Here is a 15,813-nt window from a genome sequence, read left to right on the forward strand (position 1 = left end):
TGCATTATTTCTTCTGTCATGTTAAGGTTATGTTCGATAATAAATTGTAAAGCAAAACTGTTTATATATACTTCTGTATAGGGGCATATTATATCTAAATATGTGCCTTTTTTTAAGGCCTACTTTGTTTAATAATCTTTATATTGAACACTAAACCAGTGATTTTTAAGATTGTAAAAGATGATTTCAGGAGATTTACTTGGAAGTATAAGGAAATGGTTTTGACGAAAAAGGAGACAGTTACACATTGACAACATTCAGTGAATTAGGTTTAAGTCCCGAATTGCTAAAATCAATTAACAATATGGGTTTTGAAGAAGCTACGCCGATTCAGCGTGATACGATTCCAACCGCTCTTAATGGAACGGATCTTATCGGACAGGCTCAAACAGGAACAGGAAAAACCGCTGCTTTCGGTATTCCGTTGATCGAAAAGATCGACGTAAAAGCCCGTAAAATTCAAGGAATCGTTCTTGCTCCAACACGTGAACTCGCAGTTCAGGTTGGTGAAGAACTAAACAAGATTGGCCAATTTAAGGGGATTAAAACCCTTCCGATCTATGGTGGACAATCGATCGTCAGACAGATCAAAGCACTAAAAAACAATCCGCATATTATTGTGGGTACACCAGGTCGAGTGATCGACCATATCAACAGAAAAACATTAAAGCTTGAAGACGTTCATACTGTTGTTCTTGATGAAGCAGATGAAATGCTGAACATGGGCTTTATCGAAGACATTGAAACAATCCTTGAAAATGTCCCGACTGAGCGCCATACGATGCTCTTCTCTGCTACAATGCCAAAACAGATTCAAAAGCTCGCTGAGCGTTTCATGAAAGATGTTCTTGTCATTCGTGTGAAAGCAAGTGAGATGACGGTTAAAAGCATTGAACAAGAGTATGTAGAAGTTAAAGAAAAACAAAAGTTTGATGCTCTTACCCGATTGCTTGATATTCAATCTCCAGAGCTTGCCATCGTTTTCGGCCGTACGAAGCGCCGTGTTGATGAATTGGCTGAAGCATTGAACAAGAGAGGCTATTCTGCTGAAGGGATCCATGGTGACCTTCCGCAATCGAAACGTGACATGGTTCTTCGCGCGTTTAAGAACAACACGATTGAAGTACTGGTCGCTACTGACGTTGCAGCTCGCGGATTAGACATCAGCGGTGTTTCTCACGTATATAACTTTGACATTCCACAGGATCCTGAAAGCTATGTTCACCGTATCGGACGTACAGGACGTGCGGGAAGAACAGGATATGCGGTTACGTTCATCACTCCTCGTGAGATCGATCACCTCTATACGATTGAAAAAATCACGAAGCGTAAAATGGTGAAACGTCCTGTTCCTTCACTTAACGAGGCGATTGAAGGCCAGCAGCGCATGGCGCTTGATAAGCTTCTTAACGTGATTGAAGACGGAGATATCCAAATCTACAAACAAACAGCGATGGAAATGCTTGAAGAGCATGATTCCGTATCCCTGTTGTCTGCAGCATTAAAACTGTTGACTAAAGAGCCGGATAGCACTCCGATCGAATTGACATTCGAACCGCCACTTTCGGTGAAAAAACGCCGGGACAACCGATTCGGAGACCGCCGGCGCCCTCAGCGCGGCAGCAGCAACGAATCAAGAGACAAGAGAAGAAACGGAGGCAACCGCAGTGACAAACAGCGTCAAGGCGGCGGCAACCGAGACATGTCATACCGTGCGCCAAAACGCATGAGAGAAGACAAAAAAGCAAGATAACATACGAAAGGAATCTGCGAATCAGCAGGTTCCTTTTTTATTTTTTGGTTTCAATGAACCGATTTTGGCATACTAGCTATAGGAGGGATAACGATGGAAATAATCGGTTCAACCTATACATTTATTGCCAAGAACGGTGAAAAAATAACCTTGAGACCTGTTGTTATGGAAGATGCCGGGCAGATCGTTGATGCAGTAAAGGAAATCGTTGATGCAGGAGAATTTTTACAAAAAGAGAGGCCCCGCACAAAAAGTGAGGAAGAAGATTTTATCAGTGACTGCCGGATGAAAGGAAATATGTATACCGCCATCGAAAAACAGGGAACTGTGATCGGGATCGCCCGTATCATTAAAGGTGAACTTACGATGAAAAAACATACGGGGATGTTTAGAACGTGGATTAATTCAAAAGGACAGGGTTTAGGGATAGGCAAAGAGGTAATGGACTATTCCATCCAATGGGGGAAGGAGAACGGACTTTATAAGATCTGGCTGACTGTCTTCTCAGAAAACAAAATCGCCATCAGGCTTTATGAAAAAGCTGGTTTTACCGTGGAAGGCGTTCAAAAAGGACAAGTGATCATCAATCAAGAACTGCAGGATGAATGGTATATGGCCTGTTTCCTTAAAAAAGAAAGCGAGTAGCGAAAAACTGGGCAGCCCCAGTTTTCTTTTTATAGATTCATTCATAGAGAATCATACATAATTATGGTAAAGTGAAGAGGACTAAAGGTATTGGAGAAGTGGAGAGTTCAATGAATAGAGCAGGAATCACCGAACAAAGTGAACAGCAAATAAAGAGTGCGGCTTCATCCATTGCCGCAGCTTACCGTGAATTAAAAAAACTCGGTTCTGGGGGCGAGGCTGGTGCGGTCTTGGATTTGTATGAAAAAGTGAAAACCCAGCAGTTTGCCATCGCGTTCTGCGGCCATTTTTCTGCCGGTAAATCCAGCATGATCAATGAGCTCATCGGGGAAAACATATTGCCCTCAAGCCCGATTCCAACAAGTGCAAATGTGGTGAAAGTCCAAAATGGAACACCTTCAGCAAAAATCTTATTAAGAAACAAAGGAATAGTGAGTGTAGATCCACCTATTGATGTGTCAGAGATAAAAAAATGGGCAAAGAACGGCGAAGAGATCGAGAGTATTGAAATCAATGTGGACCGTACTGTTCTTCCCGACCGAATCGCCATCTATGATACACCAGGCATTGATTCAACGGATGATGCCCATAAGGTTGCAACAGAATCTGCCCTTCATATGGCAGATGTCGTATTTTATATCATGGATTATAACCATGTTCTTTCACAGCTGAATTTTACTTTTATCCGGCTGCTGAAAGAACAGGGAAAGAAATTGTACCTGATCGTGAATCAGATCGATAAACACAATGAAAAAGAGATCACGTTCCGTGAATTTACAAACAAAATTAAGAGCGGATTCAAGAGCTGGGACATTGAACCGGAAGAGATCTTTTTTACCACCATCATGGATCACAGCCATTCCGGGAACCAGCTTCAGGAGATCAAAACGCTCTTCCAAAAATTTTATTTGGCGAAGGACGAATGGATTCAGGAAAACGCCTTCAGCGAAACTGAGCGCTTGATCAGAAAAACGGTACAAACTGGTCTTGACCTTGATGAAGACCGCTATAGAGAAGCATTTGAAACAGCTGAAGGAGAAGAAGAAAACGCGAGTGAACAAAAAGCTGTTCATTTTCTTGGTAAAATTGAAACGTTGGAAAGAGATGTGGTACAAAAGAAAGCGGATGCCGCGAAACGGTTTAAAGACATCCTGGACAACGCTATCCTTATGCCCTTTCAGACGAGAGAACTTGCCAAGAACTACATTGAGAGCCGGCAGGATAGTTTTAAAGTAGGCGTTCTGTTCGCCTCTAAAAAAACTGAAGCCGAACGAAATGCACGGCTTCATGCCTTTTATGAATCAGTGCAGGAGAACATAAAGACACAGATCAACTGGCATCTTAAAGATTACTTTCATGCACATTCCGTTGTAATGAAAGAAGAGCCGGTACTGAGTCCAGACCGGCTGGCTGCTCTTATCAAGCCTGGAGCTTCATTAAACGGCAATTATGTTTTGCAATACTGCAATGATGTCGTGGAAGATATCAAGCGTACTTTTATGTCGCATTACCGGCCGGAACTTGATCAGATCACTATTGAGACAGACAAAAACGCGCAAGCAGAGATTCAACAGTACAAGGTGCTGATCTCAGAGCAGGAAAATATTTTAGCCGCACTGCGAAAAACAAAAGAAGTGAGCCAAAAATGGATATCCACAGAAAGCATGATTTTAGATGCCTTGTACAATGAACAAAACCATGCAGTTGCTATGGAAGAAGCAGATCTCGTCCTTGCAGCACAAGTGGAGGAGGTTTCTAAACTTACCGTTGAAGACTTAAAGAAAAACGCCAATCCTTCTGAAGAAACCGAAATACTGGATAACGTCCCTATTGGAGAAACAGCAGTGAACCGCGCAAAGACCGGGGAGTCGTCCCGTCTTGAGGATGAAGCAGAAAAGCTAGAATCCGCAGCAACCATCCTGTCCAGGCTTGAGATGATGAAAAATCGTTCTGATGATATGAAACGTTTTTCAGAACGGCTTTTAAACCGGGATTTTACGGTCTCGCTGTTTGGTGCTTTTTCTGCTGGAAAATCATCGTTTGCCAATGCGCTGATCGGGGAAGAACTCTTGCCCGTTTCTCCGAATCCAACGACTGCCACGATCAATAGGATTGTTCCGCCTGATCAAGAGCATCAGCACGGCACAGCACTCATTTATTTTAAAAAAGAACAAGATCTTTTAGATGAGATCAACCTGTCACTTTCTTATTTTGGAAAAAAGGCAGGAAATATTCTCGAAGCCATACAGGCAGCGGGCCAGATTGACAGTCGAAAAAGCTCTGATAAGCTTCGTCCACACCTTCAATTTTTAATGGCGGTCCATAGAGGGTTCAGTGCCATAGAAAAGCGGATGGGTACCGAAATGTCTATTACTGCTGCAGAGTTTAAGGCATTCGTTGCCGATGAAGAAAAGGCATGTTTTACAGAAAGTGTATCGGTCTATTATGATTGCGCGCTGACAAAGATGGGGGTGACATTGGTGGATACACCGGGAGCTGACTCCATCAATGCCCGCCATACGAACGTCGCTTTTGAATTTATAAAAAAATCAGACGCCATACTATATGTAACCTATTATAACCATGCATTCTCAGCCGCTGACCGTGAGTTTCTGATCCAGCTCGGACGTGTCAAAGACACCTTTGAACTGGATAAAATGTTCTTCGTGATCAATGCATCAGATCTGGCGAAGGATGGTGAAGAGCTCATCGATGTTGTGGAACACGTCGGTGATAATTTGCGCCGGTTCGGGATTAGACATCCAAAGCTGTATCCGATGTCGAGCTATTTTTCATTGCTGGGACAAAAACCGACGGGTGAACTGTCTCAGGAGGAACGAAACCGGCTCGGAAGCAAATACCAAGAGTTACAAGGGCAGGAACTATTGCAGCGGACAGGATTCCTGCCGTTCATGAACGCCTTTATGTCCTTCTTAAAAGAAGACCTTGCAGATGTGCTGATGAATTCAGCGATTAACCAATTCCAGCAATCCAAGTTTATGCTGGAGCGGCTGATCGACGAAGCAGCCTCCAGTCAAAAGGACCGTGAAAGAAAAACACAAGAGCTTAAGAATACATGCACGAACGTGCTGCAAACGATGGAAGGCTATTTTCTGCAGCAAAAAGAAGAGCTTCTTCAAAAAGAAATCAATGAGCTGCTGTTTTATGTAAAACAAAGAGTTATGCTTCGGTTTACCGAATTTTTTAATGAGGCATTCAACTCCTCTGTGATCACAGGATCGGTAAAAGAACAAAAGAACGCTTTGCCTGAAAGCTGGAAAGAACTGCATCAGAGGATTCAATTTGATCTGCAGCAGGAATCGAGGGCAACCATGCTCAGGGTAGAGAAATACATTCTTTACTTGCTCAGTGAGATGCACGTGGAAATGGATCAGGCATTAAAAAGGTTTAATGGTCCGGAGTATCACATGGAAAAAGAGGAAATTCAGTTCAAGAGCCTTGAAATTGAAACGAAGCTTCACGAGGCCGAGGGAAAACAAACGATTCTTAAAGAATTTAAGAACGCACGTCATTTCTTTGAAGAAGGGGGAAAGAAAAACATCATGGAAAAGATGTACACCATGATGGAAAACCCAGTTCAAACTTTTGTGGATGATAGTGCAGGGGTGTTCTATATGTATTATCTTTCAGCATTTAATGATTCAGCGCGATCCGAAATCAGCCGTAGAAAAGAAGAAGCTGTCCTTTATTATGAAGGACTGCTTAAAGCGCTTGAAACTCCTGGGCTTCTGGAAACGATGAAGAAAAGCTTACTGGAACTGAATCAATTATAAAAAAAGGGGCTGTCCAAGAAGTCTGTAAGCTGTTGATTTCCGTTCCAGGGTGCTCGCTTTCCGCGGGGCGTGCGGTGAGCCTCTTGGCGCTAGCGCCTGCGGGAGTCTCACCTGTCACGCTAGTCCCGCAGGAGTCTCGCACCTTCCACTTCAATCAACTTTTCATTGAAGATTTTCAAGCCAAAAAGGAGCTGCTGAAGGTCAATTTTCGACTTTCAGGACAGCCCCTTTTGCTCTTATTGGATCTCACTGACAAAGCTTGCTTCGATCAATCCTAGTTTTTTATGGATTGTATTTACTTTTTCGGCAAAAGAACTGAACTGTTTGTCAGCTTCTGCTGTTTTCGCTTCATCTCCTAGGCCTTCAGCTCTTGTCTTATACGATTGGCTAAGGTCTTTGAAAGCTGTTTTGAAGACATCTTGATCTTCTTTCGTCAAGGAAGATGGAACCTTCAGCTCAGGGATTTCTTTCGCTGCTTTCTCTCCAGAGTCCTTGGCTGCTGCAGCTAATTTTTCAAGGTCTGCTTTTGGTGTTTTCTTTTCAGGATCAAGAGCTGCTGCATAGGCATTGAACGGCGCATGATATTCACGCAGTTTTGCTCCTAATTCAACTTCAAAATCCAATACTGCGGATTTTTCTTTGTTTTTGTCCGATGAAGTTTCTGATTTTGGTTTTTCCTGGCCTTTTGCTTCTTTTTCCTGGCTGCATCCTACGCTCAGCACAAGCAAAAGTACTGCGGCAATACTCATAAATTTCTTCATATCACAAAACCTCCCTAAATATGTAATTTTCTAGAAATCGGCCGGCAAAATCTAGTTTATTATGTTTTCAGTCAGTTGTAAAATGATAAATTATTTAAAATGTTTTGAAAAACGAATGTTGATCAATCACATGGTATACTAAACCAAAGATGAGGTTTGAGGAGGAAAAGGAATGAGTGTACATCAAGAGATCAGCAAACATTCCAGCAGACAGCATGCGATTGTATCAGAATTTCTGAGGCTGGAACAAAGAAGAGAAAATTTGATCGATATCGCGGTTGAGCAATGCGGAAAAGGACTTCCTTTCAGTGTGAAAGAGATTAATGAAGTAAGTAAACAAATGAACCAGCTCGCTCAAAAGGGGATTGTTCCTCAGCGGAAATTGATCACAGAACAAATGGTAAAGGAATATGCGCACAAGAAAAACCAGGCTTAAATGCCTGGTTTTTTTTGTGATTTCCTAAAATAATTAAGGATTAGTGATGGATAGGGATTTTAAAAAGGATTCCAGCCTGTCTAAACCGGCAGATAGCTGTTCCATAGATGCTGCATAAGAAATCCTGATGTAGCCTTCACCCAGTTCAGAAAAGGCTGAACCGGGAACTACGGCTACTCTCTCTTTTTCCAATAACTTTGTGGCAAATTCCAGTGAAGTGATCCCATATGGAGAGATATCAGGGAAAATATAAAAAGCTCCTCCTGGCTTTTCGGCGTGCAGTTTCATTTCAGTTAACCTTCTGATGACAAACTCTAAACGCTTGCTATATTCTTTTTTCATGGGAAGCGCATCGTCTTTGCCGGCTGTTAATGCTTCAATCGCAGCCATCTGTGAAATAGTTGAAGCGCATGTCACATTGTATTGATGCACCTTTAATAGATGTTTTGAAATCTCTGCGGGGGCAAAGACGAGGCCGATCCGCCATCCGGTCATAGAATGTGACTTGGAGAGCCCGTTGATAACAATCGTTTTTTCTTTCATCCCTGGCATCGATGCGATCGAGACATGATCCTGCTCGAAAGTGAGTTCGCTGTAGATTTCATCGGATAGTACAAAAACATCCTGATCTTTTAGCACATCTGCAATTTCCTTGAGCTCGCCAGGAGATAATATACAGCCCGTTGGATTGGAAGGATAGGGCAGGATCACGCACCTTGTATTGGGGGTGAGGTGTTCCTGAATTAGCTCGGCGTTAAGTTTAAAGCCGCTTTTTGTGGTATCCACATAAACTGGATTCGCTTTGCACATCTCGATGACAGGAGCATAGCCTGGGTATACTGGACCGGGCAGCAGGACATCACATCCTTCATCTAAGATCGTGCGCAGAGAAATGTCGATTGCCTCACTGGCACCGTTCGTTACGATCACTTCATGTTCTGGATGATATTCCATTCCATATTTTTCATTCAAGAAGGAAGAGGCGGCTTTCCTTAACTCTAAATAGCCGGCATTATGAGAATACACGGTTTTGTTTTCATCAATGGCCTGTTTGGCAGCATCTTTAATATGCTCCGGAGTAGGGAAGTCAGGCAGTCCCAAGGTAAAAGAAATGGCGTCCGGATATTGGCTGACAAGGTTATAAAACGTACGGATCCCCGATATTTGAATATGTCTGACCGAGGGATTCAATAAATGTTCCAACTCATTCTTCCTTTCTTTATCCGTTTGCTTTTAGCAGCGGATATCTGTTGTTGTTAAGTTTAGCTTTAAACTCCTTTTAGAGTCAATGGTTTGAATTTCTTGTATGTAAAAAGCTGTGAAAACCATACTAAGAAAAAGCCTGTATGCTATTTGGATCTGGAGGAGAATATGGAATCGAAAAAAAAGCTGGACTTAATTTCACTTGCATCAATCCCGCTGGTAATGACGCTGGGAAACTCAATGTTGATCCCTGTACTGCCCTCGATTGAAAAGAAACTGCATATATCTTCTTTTCAAGTCTCGATGATCATTACGGTATATTCTATAGTGGCTATCATCCTTATTCCTATCGCGGGCTACCTGTCCGATCGGCTGGGCAGAAAAAAAGTCATCATTCCAAGTTTGATCATAGCAGGTATTGGGGGGCTCGTAACAGGCTGGGCTTCTTGGAAAATGAATGATCCTTATTACATTATCCTGGCCGGACGGCTGCTGCAGGGGATCGGTTCAGCAGGAGCAGCTCCGGTCGTACTCCCATTGGTGGGAGATATGTTTGATGATGAAAAGGAAGTAAGCTCAGGGCTCGGCCTGATCGAAACGAGCAATACGTTTGGCAAAGTGTTGAGCCCAATCGTGGGGGCTATATTGGCAACCTTCATCTGGCATCTTCCTTTTTGGTTTATTCCCATTTTCTGCTTGATTTCCATCGGCCTTGTTTTTTTTCTTGTGAAGACTCCAAAGAAAGAAGAACAGGCACCGCCGGCTTTCAAGAAATTTTTACGATCGTTTAAGAAAACGTTCAAGAACAACGCCAAATGGCTGATCGCTATCTTTGCAATCGGGGGGATCATCATGTTTGTGCTGTTTGGCATTTTATTTTATTTATCCACAACACTTGAAGAAGAATACGGCATACACGGGATTAAAAAGGGATTCGTATTAGCCATTCCGCTTCTTGCGTTATCTATTTCTTCATATATTGCTGGCAAGAAGATCGGCCAGAACAAGTCTTTCATGAAATGGCTCACTTTCGGGGGAATCATGCTGCTTGCCGTTTCGATCTTGAGTGTTACGTTTACAGATGGACTCTATTTCCTGCTTGCCATTCTTTTTGTCAGCGGAATAGGAATTGGATCAGCCTTGCCATGTCTGGACGCTTTAATCACAGAAGGTATAGAGAAAGAAGAGAGAGGGACAATCACCTCATTGTATAGCTCAATGCGCTTTGTCGGGGTTGCTCTCGGACCTCCCATTTATGCGATCATCATGAAATCCGATCATTCCATCGTATTTTATACATCCGCGGGTGTCAGTCTGTTTGCTGCACTGCTTGCTTTTTTTGCGATTAAACCCGAAAAGGAAAAAGGTGAAAAAGGCAAAAAAGAAGAAGGGCAGGCAAAACCGCTGAACCCTGCATTGCATTAAAAAGCTCACGGCATATGCCGTGAGCTTTTTACTTTTCATCGCGATCAGTTCTAAGGTTTGTTGGCGGCCACCAAGTGTAGCCGTCTTCGTTCAATAGTTCTTCCGCTTCAAGAGGACCCATTGTTCCTGAAGAATATTTGTAGAGAGGAATATTTCCATTTTTCCAGGCATTTGTAATTCCATCAATAAATTCCCAAGAAAGAGCCACTTCATCCCAGCGCGTGAAATACGTTGAATTTCCGAGGAGGCAATCGTGCATCAGTTTCTCGTATGCCTCAGGACTGTTCAACTCATTATGGCAGTTGTTGCAATAGCTCATGTTGATCGGCAGAAGGGCAGGGAAATCACCTTGAGGCTTCGCGTTCAGCGAGAGACTCAAGCCCTCATCCGGCTGAATATGAATTCTCAGAAGGTTTGGCTGATAATGGTCATCATGCTCGTGATAGAGCGCCATTGGTCCGTTCTTAAACTGAACCACGATTTCTGTTGCCTTTGTTGCCATACGTTTACCTGTACGAAGGTAGAACGGTACACCAGCCCAGCGGAAATTATCAATAAACACGCGAGCCGCAACAAATGTGTCCGTTTTTGAAGCAGGATCGACATTCTCTTCATCCACGTAAGCAGGAACGGTTTTTCCGTTCATTGTGCCTTCCTTATATTGTCCGCGGATCACGTTTTTAGCCACTTCTTCTTCATTGTAGAAACGCAGGGCACGAAGCACTTTAACTTTTTCATCGCGTATTAATTTGGGATCCAGTCCGCCGGGAGGCTCCATAGCAACCATCATCGCCATCTGCAGCATATGGTTCTGCAGCATATCCAATATCGCACCGGATTTTTCATAATAGGATGCGCGGTCTTCTACACCAAGTGTTTCACTGGAGGTAACCTGAACAGAGGATATGTACTTGTTGTTCCATATCGATTCAAAGATCGCATTTCCGAAGCGGATGACCTGAATGTTTTGGACCATTTCTTTACCAAGATAGTGGTCGATACGGTAGATGCTTTCCTCAGGAAAACTCTTCTGAAGCTGCTCATTCAGTTCAGTGGCTGAGTGAAGATCGTGTCCGAAAGGTTTTTCAATAACCAGGCGCTGCCAGCCTTCCGTCTCAGTCAGTCCTTCTGATTTTAAGAAGGAAGGAATGGTACCGAAAAATTGCGGAGCCATCGCAAGATAGTACATACGGTTTCCGCCAAGGCTGTATTTGCTGTCGAGTTCATCAGCAAGAGATTTTAGATCTTGATAGCTTTTTTCGTTGGTTACATCCATTTGAAGGAAATAAAAATGGGAGATGAATTCATCCACTTTGTCATTTTGGATGTTTTTCTCTTTAGAAATAGAAAGTTTCACATCTTCCTGAAATTTTTCATGTGAAAATTCTTTTCTTCCGACACCGATGACAGCAAACTTTTCGTTGAGCTTTTGCTTTTGGTACAATTGAAAGAGTGCAGGGTACAGTTTACGGTGAGCCAGATCTCCTGTTGCACCGAAAAGTACGATACAGGCTTCTGGAATATGGTTGTTCATGATATCAATCCTCACTTTGCTAATATTGCGTATGACATCAGTTTCCCCTATGTTTCATAAAAATACGTGAATTATTTATCGAAAGGAGTCGCCTCATGAAAAATATTGTAACACAAGAATGGCTGGAGTCTCATTTATCGCGCTCAGAGCTTGTCATATGTGACTGCAGGTATAGCCTATCCGACCCGGAAGCCGGAAGGAAACAGTACGATTCGGGACACATTCCAGGTTCAATTTATGTGGATCTAGAAAAAGACTTGTCAAGGAGTGTCACAGAGCATGGAGGTCGCCATCCGCTTCCGTCAAAAAAAGAAATGTCGCAAGCGTTTGGACGTTTAGGAATTGATGAAAAGAAAACCGTTATAGCTTACGATGATCAGGGAGGCTCATATGCTGCAAGGTTATGGTGGATGCTGAAGCTTCTGGGCAGTGAGAAGGTTTTTGTCCTGCAGGAAGGTTTTTCTGCCTGGGAAAGGAAAGGGTACCCAGTGACGTCCGAGAATACGGTTCTGCAGCCAATGGTTTTTACTCCTCAAGAAAGCAAATGGAGAACGGTCAGTATGGAAGAAGTCAGACTAGTATCGCTCAAAGATGGTAAGGAAGCCATTGTTGTTGATTCCAGGGACCCTGAACGGTATAAAGGTAAGCATGAGCCGATCGATAAGAAAGCGGGGCATATTCCAGGAGCGGTGAATATTCCGTGGCTAAAGAACGTGAGTGAAGGAAGTAAATGGCTTGAATCATCAGAGCTGAAGTGTGTTCATAAAGGTCTGAAAGAAAAACCTGAAGTGATCGTCTATTGCGGATCTGGAGTAACGGCGTGCGCCAATATACTCGGCATGGACGAAGCCGGCATCGAGAATGTAAGATTATATCCTGGAAGCTGGAGTGACTGGATATCTTATCCGGAAAATAAAATTGAAAAACAATAAAATAATTTCACGTACCGTATTTAAAGTATGAATTGAAAGGAAATAAATATGGCAAACATCGACATGCATACTCATTCAACCGCATCAGACGGAGTAAACTCGCCTGCTCAGAACGTCAGACTTGCCGCAGAAAAAGGGCTTGGCGGGCTTGCAGTTACCGATCATGACACGGTTTCAGGCGTTTCTGAAGCACTAAGCGAGGCTGCCAGTCATTCAAACTTTTTATGTATCCCAGGAATTGAAATCAGTACGCTCGACAACGGCCAAGATATTCATGTTCTTGGTTATTTCATTGACCATGAGAATGCTGAATTCCTTTCAAAGCTGGAGGAACTTCGTACTGTCAGAAATAAAAGAAATGAAAAGATCGTTAACAACCTTCAGGAGCTCGGAATTTCAATCACCATGGAAGAAGTAACAGCAAAAAGGAAATCATCCAGTGGTAATATTGGCCGTCCTCATATTGCTGAAGTACTGATGGAGAAAGGAATCATCAGCTCTTTGAGAGAAGCATTTGAAAAGTATTTAGGCAAAGGGAAGCTGGCTTATGCCATCACTGAGAGAATATCACCGGCTGATGGCGTTAATATTATTCTTGATGCCGGGGGTGTCCCTGTTCTGGCTCACCCGGGTTTATATGATCAGGACGAACTGATTCCGCAGTTGAAGGAGCATGGATTAGCAGGGCTCGAGGTTTACCATTCGGATCATTCAGCCGAGCAGGAAGTGCATTATCGAAACCTTGCTGAGCGCTACCAGTTAATTCCCACAGGAGGCAGTGATTATCATGGAATTCGAAACGGAAAAGTTTTTCACGGAGACCTTGGTAATCGATACTCTGACTTAATAACAGTAGAAAAGTTAAAAAGCTTATCAAAAAAATATCGTTAAACTGCCAATTGGCAGTTTTTTCTTTTCGCCTTTCATTTTAAATTTTTAAAGGAATAAACAAATGGCTATGGAATAAACAAGGTAGAAATGGGGGTAATAATCAAATGCAAACTGAAACGTTTTATAAACAAACAGAAATTAATAAAGAAGATGTAACAGCTGAGATATTTCTGGATTATTTTAATGAACGCTTGAGAGTGGATGATTATCGGGGAAATATTTCTTCCTTGGCCGCTGAAGTCAACGAACTGGCTGTTCAGCATGATTTCTCAAAAGTGATCATTAAGGCAAAATCAGAACATGTTGGAGCTTTTCTAGCATTGGGCTTTTTGCCTGAAGCGGTATTCAGCCAATATTTCAATGGAAGCGACGCTGTGGCGATGTGCCGATATTACACAAACGAAAGGAAGAGAAGTGACTATTGGGTTGAGGAAGATAAGATTATGGATCGAATTTTTGAACTTCCAGAGGGCAAATCCGGCGGATATTCTCTGCCAGAAAACTACCTTATCCGATTAGCTAACCAAAACGATACAGAAGGCCTATCCACTTTATATGGAAAGGTATTCCAAGTATATCCCACTCCAATGAATGATTCTTCCTATATTAAAAATACAATGGAGCAGGGGACCATTTATTATGTGATCGAACAGAATGAAGAAATTGTAAGTGCTGCATCTGCGGATATTAATCAGCAATATCACAATGCAGAACTTACAGACTGTGCTACATTGGCTGAACACCGAAAATTTGGTCTAATGAAAATCTTGATTGAGAAGCTTGAACTGGAACTGAAGAACCGTAAGATCTATTGTGCCTATTCCATCGCACGCTCTTTGTCGTTTGGAATGAATGCCGTCTTTTTTCAAAGAGGCTATAAATATCATGGGAGATTCACAAAAAATTGCCTGATTTTTGATAAATACGAGGACATGAACCTCTGGATGAGAGATCTGTCAGCAAAATAGTGCCGAATTTTCGGCGATCCTGATGAAAATTGAGCAGCTTGTTCTTTTGATTCAGAGTGGAGGTGCCTATGTTTAAAGACTCGGTTGAAACCATTGAGATGCTAAAAGCCATATTGAAGACGATTGATGAAGGAATTCATGCAGTGGATGCCAGCGGAATGACCATTTTTTATAATGAAGTTGCCGCAAGGCTTGATGGTTTAAAAGTTCCTCAAGTGCTAAACCAGCACGTACTATACTCTTTTCCTTCATTAAACCAGCAAACCAGTACATTGCTGAACGTTATTAAAACAGGAAAACCGATCATCAACCAGCATCAAACGTATACAAACGTAAACGGCAAGCGGGTGGATACGGTCAACACGACGCTGCCGCTCATAGTTGACGGGGAACTGATCGGTGCGATTGAAATATCAAAGGACCTTACAAAAATAAAACAATTGTCCGAGAAGCTTCTTGATATGCAGGCGCAGTTTCATAAAGACCGTTCCGTTACCATAAAAAATGGCCATTATGCATCTTATCACTTAGAGGATTTTATTTCAGCTGATCCTCAGATTGATCAGTTAAAGTCACTGTCGAAGAAAGTATCTGAAACTTCCTCACCCGTTCTGATCTTCGGGGAGACCGGAACCGGAAAAGAAGTTCTTATTCAAGGTATACATAATCATTCATTGAGAAAAAACAAACCATTTATTGCCCAGAACTGTGCTGCAATTCCATCACAGCTCTTGGAGAGTATTTTATTCGGTACAGTGAAGGGAAGCTTTACGGGTGCTGTCGACCGGCCGGGCCTTTTTGAACTGGCGGATGGTGGAACCCTGTTTCTAGATGAGATCAATTCTATGCCTCTTGATATCCAAGCAAAATTATTGAGGGTCCTTCAGGATGGGGTAGTCCGCAGAATCGGTGCTGTTCAGGGCAAATTGGTGAATGTAAGGATCATGGCTGCATTGAATGAACACCCTTCAGAATGTGTTAAATCAAATAAACTTAGGGAAGATTTATACTACAGGCTGAACGTGATTTTTTTTGAAATCCCTCCATTGCGGTATCGTATTTCAGATATTCATCTGCTTGCGGAGCACTTTATTTCTCAATATAATGTTCAATTCAAAAAACAAATTAAGGGGCTTTCAGAAGAAGCATTCCATCTTTTTCAGCAATATCCATGGCCAGGAAATGTCAGGGAGCTGAAACATGTGATCGAATATGCCATGAATATGGCGGATGATAATGAGGAAATAAAAGTGGCAGACTTGCCTCATCATCTCCTGGCCACTCCTTCTCTTGCAGGCTCTATTGAGCAGACACCCATTCCTCCTCTTAGGGAGGCTCTCGCTCATCGGGAACGCGAGCTGATATCCAAGGCTCTTTCTGCTTCGGATGGAAATATTCAGAAAGCTGCACAACTGCTCAAAATACCGAGACAGACACTGCAATATAAATTAAAAATCAATGCACACTGAAC

Annotated in this window: 13 protein-coding genes; 10 read left to right on the forward strand and 3 right to left on the reverse strand. The window is 42.6% G+C overall.

Translation table 11 applies throughout. The annotated features are described in order from the left end of the window. Positions 1-247: 247 nt before the first annotated feature. From AR335_RS03420 to AR335_RS23520, 4 genes are all read left to right on the forward strand, one after another. Entirely contained in the window at positions 248-1,753 is a 1,506-nt protein-coding gene (locus AR335_RS03420) for a DEAD/DEAH box helicase (RefSeq protein WP_062232013.1), read from the forward strand. Positions 1,754-1,846: 93 nt separating this feature from the next. Then, entirely contained in the window at positions 1,847-2,398 is a 552-nt protein-coding gene (locus tag AR335_RS03425) for a GNAT family N-acetyltransferase (protein WP_062232015.1), read from the forward strand. A 110-nt stretch (positions 2,399-2,508) separates the two neighbouring features. Continuing rightward, entirely contained in the window at positions 2,509-6,192 is a 3,684-nt protein-coding gene (locus AR335_RS03430) for a dynamin family protein (protein ID WP_062232016.1), read from the forward strand. Positions 6,193-6,224: 32 nt separating this feature from the next. Further along, positions 6,225-6,470 (forward strand): hypothetical protein, encoded by a 246-nt coding sequence (locus AR335_RS23520; RefSeq protein ID WP_156418830.1) that lies wholly within the window; start codon positions 6,225-6,227, stop codon positions 6,468-6,470. On the opposite strand, the gene AR335_RS03435 is transcribed toward AR335_RS23520, so the two are convergent. Beyond that, positions 6,429-6,953 carry a hypothetical protein gene (locus AR335_RS03435; protein ID WP_062232019.1) on the reverse strand — a complete coding sequence of 175 codons (525 nt, stop codon included), beginning with the start codon at positions 6,951-6,953 and terminating at the stop codon, positions 6,429-6,431. The genes AR335_RS23520 and AR335_RS03435 overlap by 42 nt on opposite strands. A 172-nt stretch (positions 6,954-7,125) precedes the next feature. Between AR335_RS03435 and AR335_RS03440 the strand changes: the two genes are divergently transcribed. Next, complete coding sequence (locus AR335_RS03440; RefSeq protein WP_062232021.1) at positions 7,126-7,389, forward strand: DUF2533 family protein; 264 nt, start codon at positions 7,126-7,128, stop codon at positions 7,387-7,389. A gap of 33 nt (positions 7,390-7,422) precedes the next feature. On the opposite strand, the gene AR335_RS03445 is transcribed toward AR335_RS03440, so the two are convergent. After that, a complete protein-coding gene (locus tag AR335_RS03445; RefSeq protein WP_062232023.1) occupies positions 7,423-8,592 on the reverse strand; it encodes an aminotransferase A in 1,170 nt (389 codons plus the stop codon). A gap of 168 nt (positions 8,593-8,760) precedes the next feature. On the opposite strand from AR335_RS03445, the gene AR335_RS03450 reads away from it, so the two are divergent. Beyond that, positions 8,761-10,017 carry an MFS transporter gene (locus AR335_RS03450; RefSeq protein ID WP_062232025.1) on the forward strand — a complete coding sequence of 419 codons (1,257 nt, stop codon included), beginning with the start codon at positions 8,761-8,763 and terminating at the stop codon, positions 10,015-10,017. Positions 10,018-10,045: 28 nt separating this feature from the next. Here the strand turns inward: AR335_RS03450 and zwf are convergent, their stop codons facing one another. Continuing rightward, complete coding sequence (zwf, locus tag AR335_RS03455) at positions 10,046-11,554, reverse strand: glucose-6-phosphate dehydrogenase (RefSeq protein WP_369795793.1); 1,509 nt, start codon at positions 11,552-11,554, stop codon at positions 10,046-10,048. A gap of 92 nt (positions 11,555-11,646) precedes the next feature. Here zwf and AR335_RS03460 point away from each other — a divergent pair, with 92 nt between their 5' ends. The 4 genes from AR335_RS03460 to AR335_RS03475 all read left to right on the forward strand — a co-directional run bounded on the left by AR335_RS03460 (position 11,647) and on the right by AR335_RS03475 (position 15,811). Then, the gene (locus AR335_RS03460; protein ID WP_062232029.1) at positions 11,647-12,483 is read left to right on the forward strand and encodes a sulfurtransferase; all 837 of its coding nucleotides are present in this window, start codon (positions 11,647-11,649) and stop codon (positions 12,481-12,483) included. 48 nt (positions 12,484-12,531) lie between these two features. Beyond that, positions 12,532-13,374, forward strand: coding sequence for a PHP domain-containing protein (locus AR335_RS03465; protein ID WP_062232031.1), 843 nt, complete (start codon positions 12,532-12,534; stop codon positions 13,372-13,374). A 104-nt stretch (positions 13,375-13,478) separates the two neighbouring features. Next, the gene (gene ablB, locus AR335_RS03470) at positions 13,479-14,342 is read left to right on the forward strand and encodes a putative beta-lysine N-acetyltransferase (RefSeq protein WP_062232033.1); all 864 of its coding nucleotides are present in this window, start codon (positions 13,479-13,481) and stop codon (positions 14,340-14,342) included. Between the two features lie 68 nt (positions 14,343-14,410). Continuing rightward, the gene (locus AR335_RS03475) at positions 14,411-15,811 is read left to right on the forward strand and encodes a sigma-54 interaction domain-containing protein (RefSeq protein ID WP_053354353.1); all 1,401 of its coding nucleotides are present in this window, start codon (positions 14,411-14,413) and stop codon (positions 15,809-15,811) included. Positions 15,812-15,813: the final 2 nt, after the last annotated feature.

This window comes from Fictibacillus sp. FJAT-27399 (genome assembly GCF_001510655.1).
Taxonomy (GTDB): domain Bacteria; phylum Bacillota; class Bacilli; order Bacillales; family Fictibacillaceae; genus Fictibacillus_C; species Fictibacillus_C marinisediminis.